The sequence below is a fragment of the Streptomyces noursei ATCC 11455 genome (assembly GCF_001704275.1).
Lineage (GTDB): Bacteria > Actinomycetota > Actinomycetes > Streptomycetales > Streptomycetaceae > Streptomyces > Streptomyces noursei.
In genome coordinates, this window is record NZ_CP011533.1 from 1341768 (window position 1) to 1365465 (window position 23698).

The following is a 23698-nucleotide window of genomic DNA, read 5'->3' on the forward strand; positions in this document are numbered from 1 at the left end:
GCGAGCGGCGCGACCCCGGTCAGCAGGGCCTCCCCGAGCAGGGTGAACGGCACCTCGGCCGCCTGGGTCGCCTCGACCGCGCCGAGCGCGGCGGGCCGGTGCCGCACCCGGTCGGTGGCGCGGAAGAAGAGGGGGGTGGCCACCACGCCGGAGAGCAGCGCGACCACCAGCGACCGGGTCAACTGGCCGCCGGACGGCGGGTCTTGGGTGACCGCCGCGGTGCCGGCCAGCGCCAGCCAGAGCGGTAGCGACCCCAGCGTCATGGCGAGCGTCCGCTGCACCCCGTCCAGGCCGTCGAGCCCGAGCAGCCGGCGGTTGCCGAGCGGGTAGGCGACGGCGGCGACGAGGACGGGCGACACCACCCGCAGCGCGTCCCCGGCGCCGGTGCCGCCGGCGTGCTGGAGCTGGGCGAGGACGACCCCCACCACGATGAGCGCCGAGACGCCCAGGGTGCGCAGCGGGACCCGACCGCCGCCGAGCGCCCCGAGGGCGATACCGGCGACGATCACCAGTTGCCAGGTGGCGGCGACCAGCCATCCGGCGCCGTGTTCCCCGGCCCAGGTCAGCGGCGCGTAGAAGAGCCCGAAGCCGACCGTGGACCAGCCCAGCCAGACCCCCGGCCGGGCCCGCAGGCTGCGCAGCACGGCGGGGAGCCCGCCGCGCGCCGCCACCAGCGCGAGCAGCGGGACGGTCATGAACAGGTAGCGCAGGCTGGCGCTCCACATCCAGGAGCCGCCGGCCACGCTCATCATCCGGTTGAGCACGAAGGTGGTGGCGAAGCAGGCGGCGGCGAGGACGCCGAGGCCCATGGGGAGGACGACGCCGCTCCGTGCGCCGCGCGCGGATATCGGCACGGTTCCCCCTTCCGTAACGGCGTTACAGCACGCCCTGCGGCCGATATGACCTGCGCTTCTCCCTCGTCGACGGGATCGGCGGAGGAATTGACATCTGAAATGTTAGTGGGCCTCGATCCGGTCCCGGAGGCCGGGGCCGGCCGCTTAGGATCGGGGGGTGACCGCACTGGGACCGGTGCCGAGAAGGCTGCTGCGCGACGAGGCGTACGACGCCCTGCTGGAGGCCATCGTCGCCGGCGAGCTGCCGCCCGGGCAGAAACTCCACGACGGCGAGCTCGCCGAGCGCCTGGGCCTCTCCCGCGCCCCCGTACGCCAGGCGCTGGCCCGCCTCACCGCCGAACGGCTGGTGGTGTCCAAACCGCAGAGCTACACCCGGGTGGCCCCGGTCGTGGCCCAGGAGATCCGGGACGCCCTCGCCGTCGTCCAGGCCATGCACGCACTCGCGGTGCGCACGGCGGTCCCCCGCCTGACCGGGGAGGACCTGGCGCGGATGCGGGCGGCCAACGCCGCGTTCGTCCGCGCCCTGGACGAGGAGGACCCCGGCGCCGCCCTCGCCGCCGACGACGCCCTGCACGCCGTGCCCATCGAGGTGTGCGGCAACGAGGCGCTGGCCGAGACCGTGCGCCGGTACACCCCGCTGCTGCGCCGGCTGGAGCGCCGCCGCTTCTCCAGCGCCGCGGCGCGCGCCTCCGCCGCCCGCCACGACGCGCTGATCGACGCCTGCGCGGCGGGCGACACCGGGACCGCGGTGGCGCTGTCGGGCGAGATCTGGGGCGGGCTCGATGCGGAGGCCGTCGCGGAGGAGGAGGCGGCGCGGACCCATCGGCCGTCGTCGAGGACTCCGTAGCACGGCGGAGCGTGCGCCGTCACGGGGTGCCGCCGGGCCGGCCCTCGTCACGGTCGGGTGGCGGCCACCCCGTTCGAGCGAGCCGAATCGTTCTTCCTGCCGCCGTTCGAGCGAGCCGCGGAATGCGTCCGCATCGGCCGGGGGAACGGTCGGGCTACCGACACGGGGCCGGCCGGCCCCGTCCTTGTGCGCGGAGGAAGACATGCCCATCGAAGACACTCCGGAGTCCCGGCTGCCGGCCGCCGTCACCGTCGAACTCGGCGCGTTCCAGGTCGAGACGGTCCGCTCGGTGTCCGGCCCGGCGTTCGGCACCGCACCGCCCTGCGAGGGCCCACTGGACGGCGCGGGCCGGCCGGGCGAGGTCACCATCGTGCGCGGCCCGGACAAGAGCGCCGCCTTCACCGACTGGCTCACCAGATGCCTGGTGGAGCGGGCCGCCGACCGGTCCCGGCAGGCGGTCACGGTGGTCCACTACGCCGCCGACCGCACCCCGCTGCGCCGCTACCGCCTCGCCGGCGCCGTCCCGACCGCGTGGCAGACCCCCGACGACGGGGCCGGCTCCGGCCCGGCCGAGGAGTCGGTGACCCTGGCGTACGAGGAGCTGACCGTCTCGGGCTGACCGGCCGCCGGCGGGCCCGCCGCGAGTCCCGGTACCGCCCGCCACGGGCCGGGGCTCCCGCGCACGCGGCACCGGACCGATCGTGGTTGCATGTCCCGTGGCACGTAGACGATTCGACGGTGATCACGTCTCAAGGGGGCCCACATGCCACGTCCGTTCCGCTTCGGCGTCAACATGCTCACCCTCGACACCGGGCCGGCCTGGCGCGAGAAGTGCCGCCGGGCCGAGGAGTTGGGCTATGACGTGCTGCTCGTCCCGGACCATCTGGGGTGGCCGTCGCCGTTCCCCGCGCTGGTGGCCGCGGCCGAGGCGACCGAGCGCCCGCGGGTGGGCACCTTCGTCCTGAACGCCGGATTCTGGAACCCGGCCCTGCTGGCCCGCGAGGTCGCCACCACCGACGCGCTCACCGGCGGGCGGCTGGAGCTGGGCCTGGGCACCGGGTACGTCAAGGCCGAACACGACGCGGCCGGACTGCCCTTCGGGACGCCCGGCCAGCGGGTGGACCACCTGGAGCGCACGGTCACCGAGGTGGACCGGCTGCTCGGCGGCCCCGAGCACCTGCCCCGGGCCGCCCAGCGGCCCCGTCCGCCGCTGCTGATCGGCGGCAACGGCCCGCGGATGCTGCGACTCGCGGCGCGGCACGCGGAGATCGCGGCGTTCACCGGCGCACGGCAGGCACCGGGCAGGCCGGAGGGCACGCTGGAGCTGCTGCCGGCCGAGAAGGTGGCCGCCTCGGTGGCCGCGTACCAGGAGTACGCCGCGGACCGCGCCGAGCCCGCCGAGCTGAACATCCTCGTCCAGCGGGTGCTGGTCACCGACGATCGGCGGGCCGCCGCCCGGGAGTTCGCCGCGCACGCGGTCGGGGTGGACGAGGAACAGGCACTGGCGGTGCCGACGCTGTTGATCGGGACGCCGGCGCAGATGGCCGACCAGCTGCGGGAGCACCGGGAGCGGTACGGCTTCTCGTACATCACCGTCCTGGACCCGTTCCTGGAGGCGTTCGCGCCGGTCGTCGAGGAGCTCAAGGGCAGCTGACCGGAGGGCCGGCGCCGGTCCGCGGCGCGGAATCCGATCGACAGGACGGCGGGCCGGTGATGGGATCCCGCCATGACCGATCTCCACATCAGGGCCGGCGGGCCGGCCGATCTCGACGCCGTCCTGGCCTTCTGGAAGGTGGCCGCCGAGGGCACCAGCATCAGCGACGACGGCGACGGCGTGGCGCGCCTGGTGGCGCGCGACCCGGAGGCGCTGCTGCTCGCCGAGCGGGGCGGCGAGCTGGTGGGCACGGTGATCGCCGGCTTCGACGGCTGGCGGTGCCATCTGTACCGGCTGGCGGTCCACCCGGACCACCGCCGGCGCGGGATCGGCGGCGCACTTCTGGCGGCGGCCGAGGAGCGGTTCGTCGCGCTCGGCGGGCGGCGCGGCGACGCGATGGTGCTGGACCGCAACGACCTGGCGCACCACGCCTGGCGGGCGGCCGGGTACGCGCCGGAGCCGCAGTGGAGCCGCTGGGTCAAGCCGCTGGACGCCTGACCGCCCCCGACCGCCGCTTCCGAGGAGCCCGCCCCGCCACCGGGGACGGGCTCCTCTCCTTCCCCCCTCTGGTTCCTCCCCACCTCCGCCGCTTTACCGATCCTTTACCATGGGTTTCCGGGAGAACGGACTCCCGCGAAACCCTCCGCTACGAAAGGTGTGTGAGCGTCCGGCCATGGCCGAACCTCCTAGTCGTCATGCGTCCTCCCGACGGGGCGCGAACCTCCCGAACGTGTCCGACCATGGGACGGAGGTGACCCGATGACCGACCTGCTCCTGCTGGCCGTGGCACTCCTGCTGACCCTGGCGTGCGGCGTCTTCGTCGCCGCGGAGTTCTCGCTGACGACGGTCGAGCGCGGCGATCTGGAGCGCGCCGCCGCCCGCGGCGAGCGCGGCGCCGACAGCGCCCTGAAGGCGGTGCGCGGACTGACCTTCCAGCTGTCCGGCGCCCAGCTCGGCATCACCGTGACGGGCCTGATCATCGGCATGCTCTCCAAGCCGGCGATCGCGACCGTGCTGGACGGGCCGCTGACCGCCATCGGGCTGCCGGGCTCAGCCGCCGACTCGATCGCGCTGGTCCTCGGGACCGCGCTGTCCACCGTCGTCCTGATGGTCGTCGGCGAACTGGTTCCCAAGAACTGGGCGATCTCCAGCCCGCTGGCCGTCGCCAAACGGGTGGCCACCGCCCAGCGCGGCTTCAGCGCCGCCTTCAAACCGCTGATCACGCATCTGAACAACACCGCCAACCGGACCGTGCGCCGGCTGGGCCTGGAGCCGGCCGAGGAGCTGGCGTCCGCCCGCGGCCCGCAGGAGCTGGTGGCGCTGGCCCGGCACTCCGCCAAGGAGGGCGCGCTGGAGGCGGACACCGCCGAGCTGTTCGTCCGGACGCTCAACCTCGCCGATCTGACGGCGGAGAACGTGATGACGCCGCGGGTGCAGGTGGTGGCGCTGGAGGTGCAGTCCACGGCCGAGGACGTGGCCAACGCGACCCGGGCCACCGGGCTGTCCCGCTTCCCGGTCTACCGCGGCAGCCTCGACAGCGTGGTGGGTGTGGCGCACATCAAGGACGTACTGGCCGTGCCGGCCCATCTGCGGCCCCGTCGCCCGGTCTCCGAGCTGCTGCGCGAGCCGCTGCTGGTGCCCGAGACGCTGACCGTGGACCGGCTGCTGGACCGACTGTCCGGCCGGCGGACGATGGCCGTGGTCATCGACGAGTACGGCGGCACGGCCGGGGTCGCCACCCTGGAGGACATCGTCGAGGAAGTGGTCGGGGAGGTCCGCGACGAGCACGATCCGCTGGAGCTCCCGGACCTGGCGCCGGCCGGTACCGACGCCGACGGACGGGCGGTCTACCACGCGGACGGCGCCGCCCGCTCCGACCAACTGGCGCGGATCGGGCTGCGTCTGCCGGAGGGCCCGTACGAGACCCTGGCCGGGCTGATCGCCACCGAGTTGGGGCGGATCCCCGAGCGCGGCGACACCGTGGCGGTGGCCGGCTGGACGATGGACGTGCTGGACGCCGCCGGCCACCGCGCGGCGCGGGTGCTGCTGCACGCCCCGCCGGCCGGTGTCCCGGACGGCGAGGAGGCCGGCCGATGACCGCGCTCCAGTTGTTCGTGGGGCTGTTGACGCTGGTCGTCAACGCCTTCTTCGTGGGCGCCGAGTTCGCGCTGATCTCGGTGCGCCGCAGCCAGATCGAGCCGTACGCGGAGGCCGGGGACCGCCGGGCGGGCAGCGTACTGTGGGGCCTGCAGCACGTCTCGGCGCTGCTGGCCGCGGCGCAGCTGGGCATCACGCTGTGCACGCTGGTGCTGGGCGCGGTCGCCGAACCGGCCATCGCGCACCTCCTCGAACCGGGCTTCGACGCGGTGGGGATCCCGCACGCGCTGATCCACCCGATCTCGTTCGTGATCGCGCTGGCCGTGGCGACCTATCTCCACATGCTCTTCGGCGAGATGGTCCCGAAGAACGTGGCACTGGCCGAACCGGTGCGCAGCGCGCTGCTGCTCGGCCCGCCGCTGGTGGCGCTGACCCGGGCCCTGCGCCCGGTGATCTTCGCCATCAACGCGCTGGCCAACGGCCTGCTCAGGCTGTTGCGGGTGGAGGTCAAGGACGAGGTCGCGGCGACCTTCTCGGACGCCCAGTTGGCCCAGCTGGTCGAGGACTCGCGGGCCGCCGGACTGCTCGACGAGCGGGCCCAGGAGCGGCTCCGGGACGCCCTGGAGCTGGGCCGCCGCCCGGTGCGGGACGTGGTGCTGCCGGTGAGCGAGGTGGTCTCGGCGCGCATCGGGACCACCGCCGAGGAGTTGGAGCACCTGGCCGCCGAGTCCGGCTTCTCGCGGTTCCCGGTCGTCGACGACACCCGGCGGATCCTGGGCTATCTGCACGTCAAGGACGCCTTGGACGCGGCCCCGCGCAGCGCGCCGTTCCCGGTGTCGGCGCTGCGCCCGATCGCCCGGGTCCGGGCGGCGACCCCGCTGGACGACGTGCTGACCGCGATGCGCGGCTCCCGTACGCACCTGGCGGCGGTGATCGGCGACGACGGCAAGCTGGCCGGGCTGGTGACGATGGAGGACGTGCTGAGGGAGCTGGTGCTGCAGCGGCCCGCGGCCTGATCCCCGCGCCGGTCCGGGGCCGGTGACGGCCCGGCCGGAACCGGTGGGGACCCCCGAGAACCCCGACACTGACCGATCGGTTAGATTGCTAACCGATCGGTCAGTCGCGTGTGGGCAACCCCGCCGCGGCGGCCCGGTCACGCATCCGTACGCGCACGCGACGAGGGGGAAACACCATGGATCGCACGACCTGCTGCGTGGTGGGCGGCGGCCCGGCCGGCATGATGCTCGGGCTGCTGCTGGCCAGGGCCGGCATCGAGGTGACCGTCCTGGAGAAGCACGGGGACTTCCTGCGCGACTTCCGCGGCGACACCGTCCACCCGTCCACCCTGAACCTGCTCGACGACCTCGGCCTCGGCGCGAAGTTCGCCGAGCTGCCGTTCCCGAAGCTGGAGGAGATGCGGGTCCAGATCGGCGACACCACCGTGGTGTTGGCCGACATGCGGCGCATCCCCGGCCGGCACAAGTACTTCGCCATGGTCCCGCAGTGGGACTTCCTCAACCTGATCTCCGGCGCGGCCGCCCAGGAGCCCTCCTTCGACCTGCGGATGCGCACCCGGGCCACCGGGCTGCGCACCCACGACGGCCGGGTGACCGGGGTGCACTACGTCGACGAGCACGGCGAGCCCGGAGAGCTGGCCGCGGACCTGACCGTCGCGTGCGACGGCCGGGACTCGCTGATCCGGGAACTGGCCGGAATGCGGCAGCAGTACTTCGACGTCCCGATGGACGTCTGGCAGATCCGGGTGGACGCCCCGGCCGACGCCCTCAAGGAGAGCCGGGTCTTCGGCCGGTTCGGCGGCGGCCAGGCCGCGGTCACCATGGACCGCGGCAGCTACTTCCAGACGTCCTACCTGATCGGCAAGGGCCAGGACGCCGCCATGCGCCGCCATGACATCCAGTGGCTGCGGGACCGGCTGGGTAGGCTGTTCGACTGGGACGACGAGGTCACCGGCACCATCGGCTCCTGGGACGAGGTCAAGCTGCTGGAGGTCACGTTCGGGCGGCTGCGGCGCTGGCACCGGCCCGGCCTGCTCTGCCTGGGGGACGCCGCGCACACCATGTCGCCGGTCGGCGGGGTCGGCGTCAACCTCGCCCTCCAGGACGCGGTGGCCGCCGCCCGGATCCTGGCCGGTCCACTGCGCCGCGGGACGGTCGGCGGCGACGACCTGGCCCGGGTGCAGCGGCGGCGGGAGTGGCCGATGGCGCTGGTCCAGAAGTCGCAGCAGGGCGAGCACGCCATGATCCGCTCCGCGCTCGACGGCACGCTGCACGGGGACCGGCTGCCGGTGCCGATGCGGTTGCTGCGGCGGGTGCCGGCGCTGCGGACCGTCACCGGCTACCTCGGCGGCATCGGCTTCCGGCCCGAGCCGACCCCGGAGTTCGCCAGGGTCAGGCCCGGCGCACCACGGCATTGAGGGTGAAGGTCTCCAACTCGGCGGCGGCGGCGTCCAGATCGAGGTCCGGGTGGGCGAGCCAGTGCCCGATCACCCCGTCGATCGCGCCGCCGATCGCCAGCGACATCGTGCGGGTGTCGAACTCCCGCAGCACGCCCGCCTCCTGACCGTCCGCCAGGAGCGCGGCGAGGGTCTGCCAGCGGCCGTAGGTGTCGTGCGACCCGGGCGTCTTCAGGCGGGTGCCGCCGTGGTCGTCGAGCAGCATCTCGGTGATCACCCGGACCTGCCGGCGGTGGTCCCGCTGGTAGGCGATCATCGCCTGGACGTAGGCGAGGAGCGCCGCCAGCGGGTCCGCGGCCTGTGCGACCCGCTCCCGGACGTAGTCGCCGAACTGGTCCAGCACCTGGGTCAGCGCCGCCTGGGTGAGGTTGTCCTTCGAGGAGAAGTGGTAGAGCACCGCCGCCTTGGAGACCCCGGCCCGCTCGGCGATCGCGGACAGCGAGGTCGACGGGTAGCCGCGGGTGGAGATCAGCTCGATGGTGCAGTCGATCAGCTGTTGCCGGCGGGCCCGCTCGGTGAACGTCGCCGCCTCGGGATCCGCGCTCCGCCGAGGACTCATCCCACGCCCACCTCTGTCTTTCCCTGTCTGTGCACGACCCGGACTCCGGCCGCCACCGACCGTACACCGCGGGATAGGATCACCGCGCCATGGAGACGAATGTGCAATACAACAGTTTCGTCGCGGTCGGCGACAGCTTCACCGAGGGCATGTCGGACACCCTCCCGGACGGCTCCTACCGCGGCTGGGCGGATCTGCTCGCCGCCCGGCTCGCGGCGCGGGCGCCCGGCTTCCGGTACGCCAACCTCGCCGTGCGCGGCAAGCTCATCGACCAGATCGCCGACGAGCAGTGCGGCCCCGCCGCCTCGATGGGCGCGGACCTGGTGACGCTGGTCGGCGGGCTCAACGACGTACTGCGCCCCAACTGCGACGTGGCGCGGGTGTGCGCGCGGCTCGGGGAGTGCGCGGACCTGTTGGCGCGCGGCGGCGGGCAGTTGGTGCTGATGCGCAGTCCGGGCCGCCGCGGGCCGGTGCTGGAGCGCTTCCGTCCGCGGATGGAGGCGCTCTTCGCGACGATCGACGAGCTGGCGAGCCGGCACGACGCGGTGGTGGTGGATCTCTACGGGTCCCGGGCGCTGGCCGATCCGCGACTGTGGGCCGAGGACCGGCTGCATCTGAACGCCGAGGGGCACCGCCGGGCCGCCGAGGCGGTCTGGCAGGCGCTGGGACTGCCCGCCGAGGCGGACTGGGACGCGCCGCTGCCGGCCGCGGTGCCGCCGCGCTGGGCCGCCAGGCGCACCGCCGACCTGCGGTTCGCCCGCGAACATCTGGTGCCGTGGATCGGCCGCCGGCTCACCGGGCGCTCCTCGGGCGACGGCCGCACGGGCGCCCAGTTCAGCGCCGAGTCGGGCCGAGCCTTCTGGATAGGCCCCGCGGACGACGCGAACCCCGGCCCCGTGACGGGCTGGCGCCGGGCCGGGGCGTGACCCACCGCACCTGACGTCACGTCAGAAGTGCTGCGCTCGTCAGCCCGGTACGGCGGTGGTCAGCGCGCCGAGGATCAGGGCGGCGTCGCGCCGCCGACCGGCGATCAGGACCGTGCGGTCGCCGTCCCGGCATTCGATGACGGCGCAGTCGTACCTGTAGGCGGTCGGCCAGAATTCGGGGTCGCCGGGGCCGAGCGAGCGGACGCACCGCACGGTCAGCGTCTCCGGGAGCGTCCGGCGGGCGACGCGTCCGTCGGGGTCCGGGGTGGCCGCCGGGCGCCCGTCCCCCACCACCAGGTGGTCGAAGCCGGCGACACTGTAGGGCACGTCCCCGTACACGCTCGCGCGCACGCACCGCCTCCCGGTGGGCGGCACCGGGACGATGTCACTGGTGTCCGCGGCGCGGCGCATCCGCCCCGCCATCCACCGCGCGAACAGCACGGCCAGCAGCGCGACGGGTACCGCGGCGCCCGCCACGAACAGGAACGCGTCCCGCACCGCGTCCGCCAGGAAGCTCGCCGTGGCGCCGAGCACACCCAGCACGAGGAGCACCACCAGCGCCGCGGCGAGCTGCCACGGAGCGGCATGGGCCGCGGTGGACGGGTGGCGCCGGCGCCACCGGCCCAGCAGCAGCGCGCCCAGTCCGAAGGGCAGCGCCACGAAGCCCAGCGCCGCCGGCAGCCGACCGTCGTCGGCCGGTGATGTCCACGCCTCCTGGGTCGCGGCCCCGAACCGCACCGTGCGGACCTCGCCCCGCCAGTACGTCAGCGCCACCGTGTCCCCCGCGTGCACGGCGTCGAACACCGGCGACCGCCGGGGCATCCGCACCCGCCGCGCGATGCCCGTGCCGCGCTCGGTGAGCAGCAGCCAGTACCGGACGCTCTTGCCGCTGTGCTCGTACACCGCGCCCTTGACGACCGCCGGCGCCGTCGTCGTGCAGGAGTCCGACCGCGTGCCGGCCGGGCAGGCGGACGCCCCGGCGTACGCCCGGTTGCTCGCCTCCGCGAGGGGCACCACGGCGAACAGCCCCGCCGACACCAGCACGAGCAGCACGCCGATGCCCACGGGAAGCCGCGCCCGCCAGCGGCGGCGCGCCTCTTCCGTCCGATCCGTCATCCTCGACTCCCCCTCCGACCGCTCGCGGCCCCCGTTGATCGTCGGGCCCCGCGCACATTCTGCTCGGCATCCTGCGCCCGGACGTCCCGGGGTAACCCGTGGCGAACCGGATGTCCGGATGTCCCACTGCGGCGCGGTGCTCCCTCGGCCCGCACCCGGCCCCCGCCGGGCGGACTCCCGGTCGGCTGGGCAACCCCGGCCCGACGTGGCACGATTTCGCCGGTGAGCAGCAGACCCGCCGCGAGCCAGCGGCTCAGCGATCTGGCGCGGCTGCGTCGCGTCCGGGACCGGATCGACCGGGAGTACGCACAGCCGCTGGACGTCGAGGCGCTCGCACGTGGCGTGAACATGTCGGCGGGGCACCTCAGCCGCCAGTTCCGCCTGGCCTACGGCGAATCGCCGTACTCCTACCTGATGACCCGGCGCATCGAGCGCGCGATGGCGCTGCTGCGCCGCGGCGACCTCAGCGTCACCGAGGTCTGCTTCACGGTCGGCTGCGCATCGCTGGGCACCTTCAGCACGCGCTTCACCGAGCTGGTCGGCATGCCTCCCAGCACCTACCGGCGCGAGGCGGCGCGCGCGACGGCGGGGATGCCGGCGTGCGTGGCGAAACAGGTGACCAGACCGGTCAGGAATCGAGAAGCGCCGCCGACCGGCCAGACCTAGCCTGGCGGGCATGGACATCACCATTCACGCCAGTTTCCTCCCGCACGACGACCCGGAAGCCTCCCTGGCCTTCTACCGCGACACCCTCGGCTTCGAGGTACGCAACGACGTCGGCAGCGGCACGATGCGCTGGATCACGGTCGGCCCCGCCGGCCAGCCCGACACCTCCATCGTGCTGCACCCGCCGGCCGCCGACCCCGGCGTCACCGACGCGGAGCGCCGCACCATCACCGAGATGATGGCCAAGGGCACCTACGGCATCATCGTCCTGGCCACCAAGGACCTCGACGCCACCTTCGAGCGGCTGCAGTCCGGCGACGCCGAGGTCGTCCAGGAGCCGACCGAGCAGCCCTACGGGGTGCGCGACTGCGCCTTCCGCGATCCCGCGGGCAACCTGATCCGGGTCAACGAGCTGCGCTGAGCCGTCCGGCGGCCGCCGCCGCGACCCGCCGGCGCGGTCCCACCACGGTCGGGCCCGCACCGGCGCGGTCCCGCAACGGCGGTGCTCCCCGGGCCCCGGGGACACCTTTCCCGCGCAACACCTACGAAGCGATACCGCGAAGGCTGCTGCGCCTCGCAGATGGAGACACGATGAGCAAGGTCACGAGGAAGGCCGCGCAGCCGCCCGTGCCGCACGATGCCGACAGCCACGACCTGATCCGCGTGCACGGCGCGCGCGAGAACAACCTCAAGGACGTCAGCATCGAGCTCCCCAAGCGTCGGCTGACGGTGTTCACCGGTGTCTCGGGGTCGGGCAAGAGCTCGCTGGTCTTCGACACGATCGCGGCGGAGTCGCAGCGGCTGATCAACGAGACCTACAGCGCGTTCGTGCAGGGCTTCATGCCGACGCTGGCCCGGCCGGAGGTGGACGTCCTCGACGGGCTGACCACCGCGATCAGCGTCGACCAGCAGCGGATGGGCGCCGACCCGCGCTCCACGGTCGGCACCGCCACCGACGCCAACGCGATGCTGCGGATCCTGTTCAGCCGGCTCGGCAAGCCCTACGTCGGCCCGCCCGGGGCGTTCGCCTTCAACGTGCCCTCGGTCTCCGCGGCCGGCGCGATCAAGGTGGGGAGCGCGAAGAAGGCGGAGAAGGTCACCTTCAACAGGGTCGGCGGCATGTGCCCGCGCTGCGAGGGCCGCGGTGCGGTCTCCGACCTCGACCTGACCCAGCTCTACGACGCCACCAAGTCGATCAACGAGGGCGCCTTCACCATCCCCGGCTACACCGGCGGCGGCTGGAACTCCCGGCTGTACGCGGAGTCGGGCTTCTTCGACCCGGACAAGCCGATCCGCAAGTTCACCAAGAAGGAACTGCACGATCTGCTGCACCGCGAGCCGACCCGGATGAAGATCGCGGGCATCAACATGACCTACGAGGGGCTGATCCCGCGCGTCCAGAAGTCGATGCTGTCCAAGGACAAGGAGGCGATGCAGCCGCACATCCGGGCGTTCGTGGACCGTACGGTCACCTTCACCACCTGTCCGGACTGCGACGGCACCCGGCTCGCCGAGCACGCCCGCGCCTCGAAGATCAAGAAGATCTCGCTCGCGGACGCCTGCCGGATGGAGATCCGGGACCTGGCCGACTGGGTGCGCGGTCTCAAGGAACCGTCCGTCGCCCCGCTGCTCACCGCGCTCCAGCACACCCTCGACTCGTTCGTGGAGATCGGCCTCGGCTATCTCGCGCTGGACCGGCCCGCGGGCACGCTCTCCGGCGGTGAGGCGCAGCGCGTCAAGATGATCCGCCACCTCGGCTCCTCGCTCACCGACGTCACCTACGTCTTCGACGAGCCGACCGCGGGCCTGCACCCGCACGACGTCCAGCGGATGAACGGCCTGCTGCTGCGGCTGCGGGACAAGGGCAACACGGTGCTCGTCGTGGAGCACAAGCCGGAGGTCATCGAGATCGCCGACCACGTCGTCGACCTCGGCCCCGGCGCCGGCACGGCGGGCGGCACCGTCTGCTTCGAGGGCACCGTCGACGGGCTGCGCGGCAGCGACACCGTCACCGGGCGCCACCTCGGCGACCGCTCCGCGCTCAAGGACGCGGTGCGCGAGCCGACCGGCACCCTGGAGATCCGCGGCGCCCGCGCCAACAACCTCCAGGACGTCGACGTGGACATCCCGCTCGGCGTGCTCACCGTGATCACCGGCGTCGCGGGGTCCGGCAAGAGCTCGCTGGTCCACGGGTCGATCCCCGCGGACCTCGGCGTCGTCTCGGTCGACCAGAGCCCGATCCGCGGTTCGCGGCGCAGCAACCCGGCGACGTACACCGGGCTGCTCGACCCGATCCGCAAGGCGTTCGCCAAGGCCAACGGCGTCAAGCCCGCGCTGTTCAGCGCCAACTCCGAGGGCGCCTGCCCCACCTGCAACGGCGCCGGCGTCATCTACACCGACCTGGCGATGATGGCCGGGGTCTCCAGCACCTGCGAGGACTGCGAGGGCAAGCGGTTCGACGCCTCGGTCCTGGAGTACCGGCTCGGCGGCCGGGACATCTCCGAGGTGCTCGCGATGCCGGTGGCCGAGGCCCTGGAGTTCTTCGCCGAGGGCGAGGGGCGCACCCCGGCCGCCCACAAGATCCTCGAACGGCTCGCGGACGTCGGGCTGGGCTACCTCACCCTGGGCCAGCCGCTCACCACGCTGTCCGGCGGCGAGCGGCAGCGGCTGAAGCTGGCCACGCACATGGCCGACAAGGGCGGTGTCTACGTCCTCGACGAGCCGACCGCGGGCCTGCACCTCGCCGATGTCGAGCAGTTGCTCGGCCTGCTCGACCGGCTGGTGGACTCCGGCAAGTCGGTCATCGTCGTCGAGCACCACCAGGCGGTCATGGCGCACGCCGACTGGATCGTCGACCTCGGCCCGGGCGCGGGACACGACGGCGGACGCATCGTCTTCGAGGGCACCCCCGCCGCCCTCGTCGCCACCCGGTCCACCGTCACCGGCGAGCACCTCGCCGCGTACGTCGGCGCCTGACCGCGACGACGGCACGAACATCGCCCCGGGCCGCGGCCGGATCCCACCCGGGGTCCGGCCGCGGCTTCGTGCGCCAGGACGGCAGGTGGGACGCTGCGGCCTTGCCGACCCTGACCCGCCGGACAGGCCCTACTAGGCGTCGCCCCGTGACCGGCGCCGCGGCATCCGCAGGGTGAGCAACTTGGCGCGCGGGGCGAGGCGTCGGGCCATCGCGAACACCGAGTCGGTGCGCGACCGGTCGGCGTCCAGGACCGTGAAGAGGTTGACGCCGAGGTAGAAGGTGATCGCCGCGTTGGCCAGGTCGCGGGGCGGGGTGAGGCGGGCCAGCGGGGTGCCGCCGATGACGCGGTCGAGGGTCGCCTCGATGAACGCCAGCCACGGCTCGGCGCGCTCCGACAGCGGTTCGCGCAGCTCGGGCTTGGCCACCGCGGCGGCCACCAGCTCGGAGAAGAGCGTGATGTGGCCGCCGTCGAGGTCGTCCCGGTAGACGCGGGTGGCGGCGTCGGCCAGCTCCTCCAGGGTGCGCACGTCGGCGACCGTGGCGCGGTGCAGGGCCATCCGCTCGGCGGAGGAACGGTCGAGCGCCGCGAGCAGCAGCGGATCGACGCCGCCGAAGTGGTAGAAGACGAGCGCCGAGTTGACGCCGGCCTCCTTGGCGATGGTCCGGGCGCTGGTACCCGCGTAGCCCTGGCTCTTCAGGACGGCGGTGGCCGCCTCGATCAGCCGGTCCTTGGTCTCCCCTGCGCCGCCGGCTCCCTTGGCGCCCTTCCCCCGCTTCGCGCCCCCGGCACCCGTCGTTCCCGCGGTGCCCTCGCCGCCGTTGCTGTCCACCGTCATCGACCGTCCTCTCACTGAGTCTTCATCATAGGGTTTAATCGAGTGGTTAAATCAGTCGATGAACGAGTCGACGGAGGAAAGGCAGGGGTGGGGACGATGGACGAGACAGCGAAGCGCGCGCCCATGACGCGGGCCCGACGACAACTGGTCGGGGTGCTGGTGGTGCTGTTCGCGGCGATGCTGCTCTACAAGGTGCTGCACGCCGGGGACTTGGAGCAGACCGCGCTCTTCTACGTGGGCCTGCCCGCGTTCATCGCCCTCGCGGTGGCCGTCGGCGCCCGACCCAAGAGCGTCACCGGCACCGCCCTCGCCGCGGTGACCGTCGGCCTGGCGCTCGCCGGCCCGCTGCTGGACGAGGGCATCATCTGCCTGGTCATGGCGGCGCCGCTGTTCTACCTGCTGGCCGTGATCATCGCCGCGCCCGTGGACCTCGCCCGGCGCAGGGCGCGCAAGGGCCAGGGCGGGCGCACGCACGCCTTCGCGACCGTGCCGCTCATCGCGCTCCTGGCACTGGAGGGCACCGGCGCCTACGAACTCCCCCGGGACGGGACCGCCACCGTCACCCGCACCGTCGCGACGAGCCCCGCGCAGTTCGAGCGGACCCTCGCCGCGCCGCCCCGCTTCGCGGCGCCCGAGCCGGTGTTCCTGCAGATCCCCTTCCCCCGGCCGCGGCACTCCGAGGGAACGGGCCTGGGAGTCGGCGCCCACCGGGAGATCGCCTTCAACCCGCACCGGTCCCTGGGCATCGGGTCGCAGCCCACGCCGCGCTCGATGCGCCTGGTCGTCGCCGCGCACACCCCGGGCCACGTCCGCTTCGTCGTCACCCACGACACCACGCTCGCCCGCTGGCTCGACCTGGGATCGGCCGAGGTGACCTGGCGGCCGACCGCCGCCGGCCGCACCGAGGTCACCTGGACCCTGCACTACCGCCGCACCTTCGACCCCGGCTGGTACTTCGGCCCGATCCAGCAGTACGGGATGGAGCAGGCGGCGGCCTACCTCTCCGACACCTTCTCCCACCCCACCGCGCCGGCCGGTACGAGCGCGCGATGACCGCCCTCCCCAGCGCCGATCCGGCGCTCATCCGCGCCGCCTGCCTGTTCGGCCCGCTCCTCGCCACCAGTGCCGCCCTGCTCCGGCGGCCACCGGACCGGCGGACGATCGCCGCCGCGATCCTGGCGACCGCCTGGAACGCGGTCTGGCTCCCCGCGGTCAACCTCCTCGCCGTCGAGCGCACCTGGTGGACCTTCCACGTCGACGGCGGCTCGGCCGCCGGGCTCCCGCTCGACCTCCTCCTCGGCTGGGCGCTGCTGTGGGGCACACTCCCGGTCGTCGCCGGCGCGGACCGGATCGGGCTGCCGCTGCTCGCCGCGGGGCTGGCCTGGTTCGACCTGGCGGCGATGCCGCTCGCCGCCCCCGTCGTGCGGCTCGGCCCGCACTGGCTCGCCGGCGAGGCGCTCGCCGTGGCGCTGGTGCTCGTCCCCGGGCTGCTGCTCGCCCGCTGGACGGTGCGCGACCGGCGCCTGGCCCTGCGCGCGGGCGCCCAGATGCTGCTCAGCGGCGCGCTGATGTTCGCCCTGCCGCTCGGGCTCGTCCGGCCCGCGCTGCCCGGCGGCCGGGTGGGCTGGGCGATCGCCGGGCAGTTGCTCGCGGTACCACTGCTGCTCGGGGTGGTCGCGGTGCGCGAGTTCGTCCAGCGCGGCGGCGGCACCCCGCTGCCCTACGACCCGCCGCGCCGGCTGGTCACCAGCGGTCCGTACGCCTACGTCCGCAACCCGATGCAGCTGTCGGTCGTGCTGTTCCACGCCCTGCTCGGGCTGCTGACGCGCGACGCACGGGTGCTCGCCGGGGCCGCCGCCGCCTTCGCCTACGGCGCCGGGCTCGCCGCCTGGCACGAGGGCGGCCGGATGCGGGAGAGCTACGGCGCACCCTGGGTCGCCTACCGGGCCGCGGTGCCCGCCTGGCGGCCCAGGCTCCGACCCTGGCCCGGCAGCGCCCCCGCCCGGCTGTACGTCTCGGAAAGCTGCGGCCCGTGCAGCCAGTTCGGGCGCTGGATCGCCCGCCGACGGCCGGTGGCGCTGGAGCTCGTACCGGCCGAGCGGCACCCGCGGCGCCTGCGTCGGATGACGTACGAGACGGACGACGGCGCCGTCCGGGCCGAGGGCATCGCCGCGCTCGGCCGGATGCTCAACCATCTGCACCTGGGCTGGGCTGTGCTGGGCTGGCTGCTGGTGGTCCCGGGGCTGCGGTGGTTCGTCCAGCTGTGCGCCGACGCCTTCGGGGCGGGCCCGCGCGACATCCCGCAGCTGCCTCGCGCCGCCACCCGGTAGCGCGCGGCGGGCCGCCGCCACGGCGGACGTCCCACCGGGGCGGACCCCTGCCGGAGGCGCGTGCGCACCTTCTTGACGACGAGGTAGGCCGGGTAGCCGAAGAAGCCCAGGAAGACGACGAGGACGAGCACCCCCCCACGGCCCGCGAACAGCCCGAGCCTCCGGCCGAACCAGGCGTTACGCTCGTTTTGTCCGTAGACGTTCCGATCGTGCGGAGGCGGCCATGAGCCAGTACTACAACGAGTACACGACTCCGTCGCAGGCCGAGGGCGAGCGGCTGGAGGAGGACATGGATCCGGCCGAGCCGCGGCACCCCGAGACGATGCGCACCCAGCCGTCCCAGGCGGAGGGCGAGCGCCGGGCGGAGGACGACCAGGACTGAGCGGGCACCGGACGACGAGGACCGGGCGGGGACTGTAGGAAAGCACAGCCGGGACCGGGGCGCTGGCCTGCGCAAATCGCCAGTAGACTCTGCCCACGTGACTGCTGTGTCTGCGAAGCCTCGCATCCCCAATGTCCTGGCCGGCCGCTACGCCTCCGCGGAGCTGGCCGTGCTGTGGTCCCCCGAGTACAAGGTCAAGCTGGAGCGGAAGCTGTGGCTGGCGGTGCTGCGCGCCCAGAAGGACCTGGGGGTGGCCGTCCCCGAGCAGGCACTGACCGACTACGAGCGGGTGCTGGAGACCGTCGACCTGGCCTCGATCGCCGAGCGCGAGAAGGTCACCCGGCACGACGTCAAGGCCCGGATCGAGGAGTTCAACGCCCTGGCCGGGCACGAGCAGATCCACAAGGGCATGACCTCCCGGGATCTGACCGAGAACGTCGAGCAGCTCCAGGTGCGGCTGTCGCTGGAACTGGTGCGGGACCGCGCCGTCGCCGTACTGACCCGCCTGGGCTCGCTGGCCGGCCAGCACTCCGAGCTGGTCATGGCCGGTCGCTCGCACAACGTCGCCGCACAGGCCACCACCCTCGGCAAGCGCTTCGCGACCGCCGCCGACGAACTGCTGGTCGCCTTCGCACGGGTGGAGGAACTGCTCTCCCGCTACCCGCTGCGCGGCATCAAGGGCCCGGTCGGCACCGCCCAGGACATGCTCGACCTGCTCGGCGGGGACGCCGCCAAGCTCGCCGAGCTGGAGCAGCGGATCGCCGGCCACCTCGGCTTCGGCCAGGCGTTCACCTCCGTCGGCCAGGTGTACCCGCGGTCGCTCGACTACGAGGTGGTCACCTCGCTGGTGCAGCTGGCCGCCGCGCCGTCGTCGCTGGCCAAGACGATCCGGCTGATGGCCGGGCACGAGCTGGTCACCGAGGGCTTCAAGCCCGGCCAGGTCGGCTCCTCGGCGATGCCGCACAAGATGAACACCCGCTCCTGCGAGCGGGTCAACGGCCTCATGGTGATCCTGCGCGGCTACGCCTCCATGGCCGGCGAGCTGGCCGGCGACCAGTGGAACGAGGGCGACGTCTCCTGCTCGGTGGTCCGCCGGGTCGCGCTGCCGGACGCCTTCTTCGCGCTGGACGGCCTGCTGGAGACGTTCCTGACCGTGCTCGACGAGTTCGGCGCCTTCCCCGCCGTGGTCGCCCGCGAGCTGGACCGCTACCTGCCCTTCCTCGCCACGACCAAGGTCCTGATGGGCGCGGTGCGGGCCGGCGTGGGCCGCGAGGAGGCGCACGAGGCGATCAAGGAGAACGCGGTCGCCTCGGCGCTGGCCATGCGCGAGCAGGGCGCGGAGCGCAACGAACTGCTGGACAAGCTGGCCGCCGACAGCCGGATCCCGCTGGACAAGGCCCAGCTGGCGGAGCTGATGGCCGACAAGCTGTCCTTCACCGGTGCGGCCGGCGACCAGGTGGCCGCCGTCGTCGCCCGGATCGAGGAGATCGCCAAGCAGCACCCCGAGGCCGCCGCCTACGCCCCCGGCGCGATCCTCTGACCCGGGGCTGACGTGCGCTTCACCCCCGAGGAGCTGGAGGCCGCTCGCGACCGCGTCGTCCCGGACGTGGTCGCGAGCGACCTGCGGGTGCTGTTCTGTGGAATCAACCCCGGGCTGATGACGGCCGTCACCGGGCACCACTTCGCCCGCCCCGGCAACCGCTTCTGGCCCGTCCTGCACGCCGCCGGCTTCACCCCCCGGCAGCTCCGCCCCGCCGAACAGGGCGAACTGCTCGACCACGGGCTGGGCATCACCAACGTCGTGGCCCGGCCGACCGCGCGCGCCGACGAGCTGACCGCGCAGGAGTACCGCGAGGGCGGGCGGCTGCTGGCCGAGAAGGTGGCCAGGCTCCGACCGCGCTGGCTCGCGGTCGCCGGCGTCACCGCCTACCGCGTCGCCTTCGACGACAAGCACGCCGTGATCGGCCCCCAGGAACGCACCCTGGGCGCCACCCGCATCTGGGCGCTGCCCAACCCCAGTGGCCTGAACGCCCATTGGACGCCGGCGACCATGGCGGAGGAGTACGGGCGGCTGCGCGCGGCGGCGTTCGCCGAGTCCTGACCGGCGGCGGACGACGCACCACGGCGGGCCGACGGACGGACCGGACGGACCGGCCGACGGGCGGACGGGCATCGGAGCGCACCGGCGGACGTTCCCCGACCGCATGACTATCCGCCTCCCGGCAGCGGTCCCTTCGCTATGACGCCCACCACCTGGCACGGCTGCCCGAACTCCGGTCGCCCGGCACCGACCGCGATCCAACGGCCGCCGTCCGGCCAGGCGTACACCCGCGGCACCAGCGCGCTCAGCGACTCCAGCGGCGGCGGGACGGGCAGCCCCATGGCGCTCCGCTCCAGCGCCTCCGCCAGGTCGTGCACGACGGGCCCGCCGCGCCGCGAGGAGACCAGCACGACGAGCGCCGCGAGTTCCTCGACGCACTGGTCGCGGGCCGCCGCGGCATCCGCCGGATCCACGTCCCACAGCGGGCCGCTCGCCCATAGTCGCGCCACATGGAAGCCCGGTCCGCTGGTGCCCGTCGCGGTGTGCTCCCTCTGCTCCGGGAAGGGGCGGGCGCATAAGGCATCGAGCCGGGCGAGCGCGGTGGGCGGCCCGCCGGGCGGCTCGGGCCCGGGCGGCCCGGCGGGCTCCGGGGGCGCGGGGCCCCGCGGCGGCATCGCTGCCTCCGGAGCGGTCGGGAGGGTCGGGAGCGGCGGGGGCGTCGGCTTCGGTCGCGGGCCGTGGTGCGGTTCGGGCGTCATACCGTCAGTAAACCTGCGGGGTCTGACAATTGGCCGTGCGCGCGCTCCGCGGAGCCGCCGCCGGGCCGTCCCCGTTCGGCGTCCACCGGCCCCTCGGGGCTCGCCGCACACCCGCTGACCGGCTACGATCCGCCAGACAGGCGAGGCGAGGAGACGGACGTTGGGTCGGCTCACCGGCGGGGACCCTTCTCTGCTGCGACGGATCAACTCCGCGGTGGTGCTGCACGCACTGCGCGCCGCGGACTCCCCCACGCTCACCGATCTCGTCCAGGTGACCGGTCTGTCCCGGCCGACCGTCGAGGGCGTGATCGAGGGGCTGATCGAGGCCGGGCTGGTGGCCGAGGCGCCCGCCGAGGAGGGCGAGACCCGCCGCCAGGGACGCCCCGCCCGCCGATTCCGCTTCCGCGCCGAGGCCGGCCATCTGCTGGGCATCGAGATCGGGCCGCACCGGGTCGCGGCGCTGCTGTCCGACCTCGGCGGGCAGGTGCGCGGCTCGGCGCAGCGCGAGGTGACGGAGCACGCACCGGCCGACGAGCGACTGGAGCGGGTGCGGGCCATGGTGGCCGACCTGCTGCGCCGCGCGGGCGTGGCGCGCAGTTCGCTGCGGGCGGTCGGGGTGGCCGGTCCGGGCATCGTGGAGGCGGACGGCACCGTACGGCTCGGCACCGCACTGCCCGGCTGGACCGGACTGCCGCTCGGCGAGCGGCTGCGGCGGTCGTTCCGCTGCCCGGTCCTGGTGGAGAACGACGCCAACGCGGCGGCGGTGGCCGAGCACTGGCAGGGCGCGGCGACCGGCTCCGGCGACATGGTGTTCGTCCTGGCCGGGCTGAGCCCCGGCGCCGGGTCGCTGATCGGCGGGCGGCTGCACCGGGGGTTCGGCGGCGCGGCCGGGGAGATCGGCGCGCTGCACCTGTTGGGCCGGGAGGCCACGCCGGAGACCCTGCTGTCCACGACCGGTGAGCCCCTGCATCCGCTGGACGAGGCGCAGGTCGCGGCGGTGTTCGCGGCGGCCCGGGACGGGGACGGGCAGGCGCGGGAGGCGGTGGACCGCTTCATCCGGCGGCTGGTGCACGACGTCGCCGCGCTGGTGCTGGCCCTCGACCCGGAGTTGGTGGTGATCGGCGGCTGGGCATCCGGGCTGGCGGGTGTGTTGGAGCCACTGCGCCGGGAGTTGGCGCGCTACTGCCTGCGGCCGCCGGAGGTCGTGCTGTCGCAGCTGGGACCTGCCGCGATCGCCACCGGCGCGCTGCGGCTGGCCCTGGACCACGTCGAGGGCGAACTCTTCGCGGTGGAGGGGACGATGACGGGGCGGCGGTGAACGACGCGCCCCGGACCGGACCGCACGACGGCGGGGCCCGCACCGGAATCGCCCCGGTGCGGGCCCCGCGCGGCGGTGTCGCCGATCAGCCGGCGAGCAGCGGCTCCGCCTCGCGCTCGCCGAAGGTGAGCCGGCAGGTGTCGGCGCGGTAGGTGGAGACCGCGACGGCGGTGGCCCGGCCCTGGGAGACGTAGCGGGTGGTGACGACGAGGACCGGGGATCCCGGCAGCCGGTCCAGTTGCTTGGCGTCCTCGGCGCGGGCCGAGCCCAGTTCGACGGTGCGGTCCTGGCCGTCCAGATCGAGCGCCTGGAGGGACCGAAGCACGGCGCGGGCGCCGGCGGCGGGGTCGGCGGCGACCACCTCGGCGCAGTCGGGGACCGCGTCTGACCGTACGTAGAGCAGTTCGGCGGCGACCGGCTGGCCGGCCGAGACCCGGTTGCGGCGCACGACGTGGACCGCCTCGCCGGGGGCGGTCTCCAGCAGTCGGGCCACCGCGGCCGGCACCGTGTCGGTCTCGCTGGCGGCGACGGCCTGCCAGTCGTCGCCGGCGGCGCCGGGCCAGGTGTGCCGGGTGGGATCGACGGCGACGCCGACCCGGGGCGGGGCGACGGTCGTGCCGACACCGCGGCGGCGCTGGAGCCTGCCCTCCAACTCCAGCTGTTCGAGCGCCTGCCGCAGCGTGGCCCGGGCGACGCCGAACCGCGCCGCCAGGTCCCGCTCGTTGGGCAGGATCTCGCCGACCGTGAACTCGGTGTCCAGCGCGTCGCTGAGCACGGTCTTGAGATGCCAGTACTTGGGCTCCGGAGCCGTTTCGAGCTTCATGGTCCATACCCCCAGGCCGCGGGCCCGCATCCGGACCCGGTGATGTGCGGCCCGCGAGCGGGCCCCCGAAGTTGTGCGGCCCGCGCCCGGGCCGGTATCGCCCGGTCCGCGGGCGGACCAGGACTTCTCGACACGCACGGGGCCGAATATTGAGCGCTTCTTTATTAAAGGTTGTTGCAGTATCCCGACGATATGACCGCCCCCACCCTTGGTCAAGACCAATCCACCATCCGATATCCGATTCCGCCCGCGCACGGCGGCGCCGCCGGCCACCGGCCGTCCATGTCCCGGCGCCGGACGCACCGAGCGACGCGCGTGCCCTGGGTTGCCGGCACGGCATCCGGCACGGCATCCGATGCAGCATCCGGTATGGAGGGAACTCCTCGCCCCGGGGTGGGAGTTGGAGGGGACGGCCGGACGACCTCGGCGAGCGACTCACGGTGTGCCCTTGACAGTGACTTCGCAGTCGGGCGAGATAGTGAATGCGCAGGGGGCGTGGTTGTCGGGGCGGGGGTGCACATGGTGGCGGATGGCGGTGCTCCGGACCGCGTCGAGATACTGGAGCGTTGGAGCCGGGGCCTACAGATGGTCCATGTGGCTCACAACATCGCCTCGGAGCGGTTCGATCACTGGAACCGCGTCAGCGGCATCACCACGGCCATGCTGTCCGCCGTCGTCGGCACAACGCTCTTCGCCTCACTCTCGACCTCCGGCCTCACCGGTGTTCGCGTGGTAGCCGGCGCCGCCAGCCTGCTGGCGGCCGCGCTCAGTGCCGGGCAACTGGTCTGGAACTACCCCGAACTCGCCTCGCGCCACCGAGCCGCCGCCGTGCGCTACGCGACCCTCCGTCGACAGGTGGAACTGCGGTTGGCGAACCGGGACCAGATGACCGACGCGGACGTCGACGTCACGTCGTCCGAGTGGGAACAGATCGAGCAGTCGGCCCCACAGCTGCCGATCGGTGTCCGCCGCCGTGCCAGGAGAGAGCTCGCCGGCGTCCCGCCACGCGCCTGAGCCCCCCACCTGGCGACACGACACCAC

General features: G+C 73.9%; 23 protein-coding genes and 1 pseudogene. 18 read left to right on the forward strand and 6 right to left on the reverse strand.

From position 1 onward, the window contains the following. Positions 1–2: 2 nt before the first annotated feature. Positions 3–809: pseudogene (locus tag SNOUR_RS42595) on the reverse strand (multidrug resistance efflux transporter family protein); the annotation flags it as partial. A gap of 202 nt (positions 810–1011) precedes the next feature. Between SNOUR_RS42595 and SNOUR_RS05530 the strand changes: the two are divergent. From SNOUR_RS05530 to SNOUR_RS05560, 7 genes are all read left to right on the forward strand, one after another. Next, positions 1012–1701, forward strand: coding sequence for a GntR family transcriptional regulator (locus tag SNOUR_RS05530; protein ID WP_067344330.1), 690 nt, complete (start codon positions 1012–1014; stop codon positions 1699–1701). 202 nt (positions 1702–1903) lie between these two features. Further along, positions 1904–2320 carry a phage tail protein gene (locus SNOUR_RS05535; protein ID WP_067344332.1) on the forward strand — a complete coding sequence of 139 codons (417 nt, stop codon included), beginning with the start codon at positions 1904–1906 and terminating at the stop codon, positions 2318–2320. A gap of 144 nt (positions 2321–2464) precedes the next feature. After that, positions 2465–3355, forward strand: coding sequence for an LLM class F420-dependent oxidoreductase (locus tag SNOUR_RS05540; RefSeq protein WP_067344334.1), 891 nt, complete (start codon positions 2465–2467; stop codon positions 3353–3355). A 72-nt stretch (positions 3356–3427) separates the two neighbouring features. Continuing rightward, positions 3428–3853: a GNAT family N-acetyltransferase gene (locus SNOUR_RS05545; protein ID WP_067344336.1), complete on the forward strand. Its 426-nt coding sequence runs from the start codon at positions 3428–3430 to the stop codon at positions 3851–3853. 261 nt (positions 3854–4114) lie between these two features. Further along, positions 4115–5452: a hemolysin family protein gene (locus SNOUR_RS05550; protein WP_067344338.1), complete on the forward strand. Its 1338-nt coding sequence runs from the start codon at positions 4115–4117 to the stop codon at positions 5450–5452. Then, positions 5449–6468, forward strand: coding sequence for a hemolysin family protein (locus SNOUR_RS05555; protein ID WP_067344339.1), 1020 nt, complete (start codon positions 5449–5451; stop codon positions 6466–6468). Before SNOUR_RS05550 ends, SNOUR_RS05555 begins: the two co-directional genes overlap by 4 nt. Before the next feature lie 176 nt (positions 6469–6644). Beyond that, entirely contained in the window at positions 6645–7886 is a 1242-nt protein-coding gene (locus SNOUR_RS05560; protein WP_079142244.1) for an FAD-dependent oxidoreductase, read from the forward strand. Here the strand turns inward: SNOUR_RS05560 and SNOUR_RS05565 are convergent. Then, positions 7861–8484, reverse strand: a complete 624-nt coding sequence (locus SNOUR_RS05565) for a TetR/AcrR family transcriptional regulator (protein WP_067344341.1) — start codon at positions 8482–8484, stop codon at positions 7861–7863. The genes SNOUR_RS05560 and SNOUR_RS05565 overlap by 26 nt on opposite strands. An 89-nt stretch (positions 8485–8573) precedes the next feature. Between SNOUR_RS05565 and SNOUR_RS05570 the strand changes: the two genes are divergently transcribed. After that, the gene (locus SNOUR_RS05570) at positions 8574–9410 is read left to right on the forward strand and encodes an SGNH/GDSL hydrolase family protein (protein WP_067344343.1); all 837 of its coding nucleotides are present in this window, start codon (positions 8574–8576) and stop codon (positions 9408–9410) included. 39 nt (positions 9411–9449) lie between these two features. On the opposite strand, the gene SNOUR_RS05575 is transcribed toward SNOUR_RS05570, so the two are convergent. Continuing rightward, positions 9450–10526, reverse strand: a complete 1077-nt coding sequence (locus SNOUR_RS05575) for a hypothetical protein (protein ID WP_079142246.1) — start codon at positions 10524–10526, stop codon at positions 9450–9452. 222 nt (positions 10527–10748) lie between these two features. Here SNOUR_RS05575 and SNOUR_RS05580 point away from each other — a divergent pair, with 222 nt between their 5' ends. From SNOUR_RS05580 to SNOUR_RS05590, 3 genes are all read left to right on the forward strand, one after another. After that, a complete protein-coding gene (locus SNOUR_RS05580; protein ID WP_039630079.1) occupies positions 10749–11192 on the forward strand; it encodes a helix-turn-helix transcriptional regulator in 444 nt (147 codons plus the stop codon). Positions 11193–11202: 10 nt separating this feature from the next. Beyond that, positions 11203–11613, forward strand: coding sequence for a VOC family protein (locus SNOUR_RS05585; protein ID WP_067344349.1), 411 nt, complete (start codon positions 11203–11205; stop codon positions 11611–11613). A 170-nt stretch (positions 11614–11783) separates the two neighbouring features. Further along, positions 11784–14168 carry an ATP-binding cassette domain-containing protein gene (locus SNOUR_RS05590; protein WP_067344351.1) on the forward strand — a complete coding sequence of 795 codons (2385 nt, stop codon included), beginning with the start codon at positions 11784–11786 and terminating at the stop codon, positions 14166–14168. Positions 14169–14300: 132 nt separating this feature from the next. Here the strand turns inward: SNOUR_RS05590 and SNOUR_RS05595 are convergent, their stop codons facing one another. Beyond that, positions 14301–15005, reverse strand: coding sequence for a TetR/AcrR family transcriptional regulator (locus tag SNOUR_RS05595; protein ID WP_312632061.1), 705 nt, complete (start codon positions 15003–15005; stop codon positions 14301–14303). A 96-nt stretch (positions 15006–15101) separates the two neighbouring features. Here SNOUR_RS05595 and SNOUR_RS05600 point away from each other — a divergent pair, with 96 nt between their 5' ends. The 5 genes from SNOUR_RS05600 to mug all read left to right on the forward strand — a co-directional run bounded on the left by SNOUR_RS05600 (position 15102) and on the right by mug (position 19818). Beyond that, positions 15102–16058, forward strand: a complete 957-nt coding sequence (locus SNOUR_RS05600) for a hypothetical protein (RefSeq protein ID WP_067357733.1) — start codon at positions 15102–15104, stop codon at positions 16056–16058. Continuing rightward, positions 16055–17335: a methyltransferase gene (locus tag SNOUR_RS05605; RefSeq protein WP_067344353.1), complete on the forward strand. Its 1281-nt coding sequence runs from the start codon at positions 16055–16057 to the stop codon at positions 17333–17335. Before SNOUR_RS05600 ends, SNOUR_RS05605 begins: the two co-directional genes overlap by 4 nt. Before the next feature lie 223 nt (positions 17336–17558). Further along, complete coding sequence (locus tag SNOUR_RS47075; protein ID WP_167739037.1) at positions 17559–17717, forward strand: hypothetical protein; 159 nt, start codon at positions 17559–17561, stop codon at positions 17715–17717. A 106-nt stretch (positions 17718–17823) separates the two neighbouring features. Continuing rightward, entirely contained in the window at positions 17824–19257 is a 1434-nt protein-coding gene (gene purB, locus SNOUR_RS05610) for an adenylosuccinate lyase (RefSeq protein ID WP_039630089.1), read from the forward strand. A 12-nt stretch (positions 19258–19269) separates the two neighbouring features. After that, positions 19270–19818 carry a G/U mismatch-specific DNA glycosylase gene (gene mug, locus SNOUR_RS05615; RefSeq protein WP_067344354.1) on the forward strand — a complete coding sequence of 183 codons (549 nt, stop codon included), beginning with the start codon at positions 19270–19272 and terminating at the stop codon, positions 19816–19818. 107 nt (positions 19819–19925) lie between these two features. Here the strand turns inward: mug and SNOUR_RS05620 are convergent, their stop codons facing one another. Further along, positions 19926–20516: a hypothetical protein gene (locus tag SNOUR_RS05620; RefSeq protein WP_312632062.1), complete on the reverse strand. Its 591-nt coding sequence runs from the start codon at positions 20514–20516 to the stop codon at positions 19926–19928. Positions 20517–20676: 160 nt separating this feature from the next. Between SNOUR_RS05620 and SNOUR_RS05625 the strand changes: the two genes are divergently transcribed. Beyond that, positions 20677–21834 carry an ROK family transcriptional regulator gene (locus SNOUR_RS05625; RefSeq protein ID WP_067344358.1) on the forward strand — a complete coding sequence of 386 codons (1158 nt, stop codon included), beginning with the start codon at positions 20677–20679 and terminating at the stop codon, positions 21832–21834. A gap of 85 nt (positions 21835–21919) precedes the next feature. On the opposite strand, the gene SNOUR_RS05630 is transcribed toward SNOUR_RS05625, so the two are convergent. After that, on the reverse strand, positions 21920–22657 hold the full coding sequence (locus tag SNOUR_RS05630; RefSeq protein ID WP_312632063.1) for a GntR family transcriptional regulator: 738 nt from the start codon (positions 22655–22657) through the stop codon (positions 21920–21922). Positions 22658–23176: 519 nt separating this feature from the next. On the opposite strand from SNOUR_RS05630, the gene SNOUR_RS05635 reads away from it, so the two are divergent. Beyond that, positions 23177–23671 (forward strand): SLATT domain-containing protein, encoded by a 495-nt coding sequence (locus SNOUR_RS05635; RefSeq protein ID WP_159426081.1) that lies wholly within the window; start codon positions 23177–23179, stop codon positions 23669–23671. Positions 23672–23698: the final 27 nt, after the last annotated feature.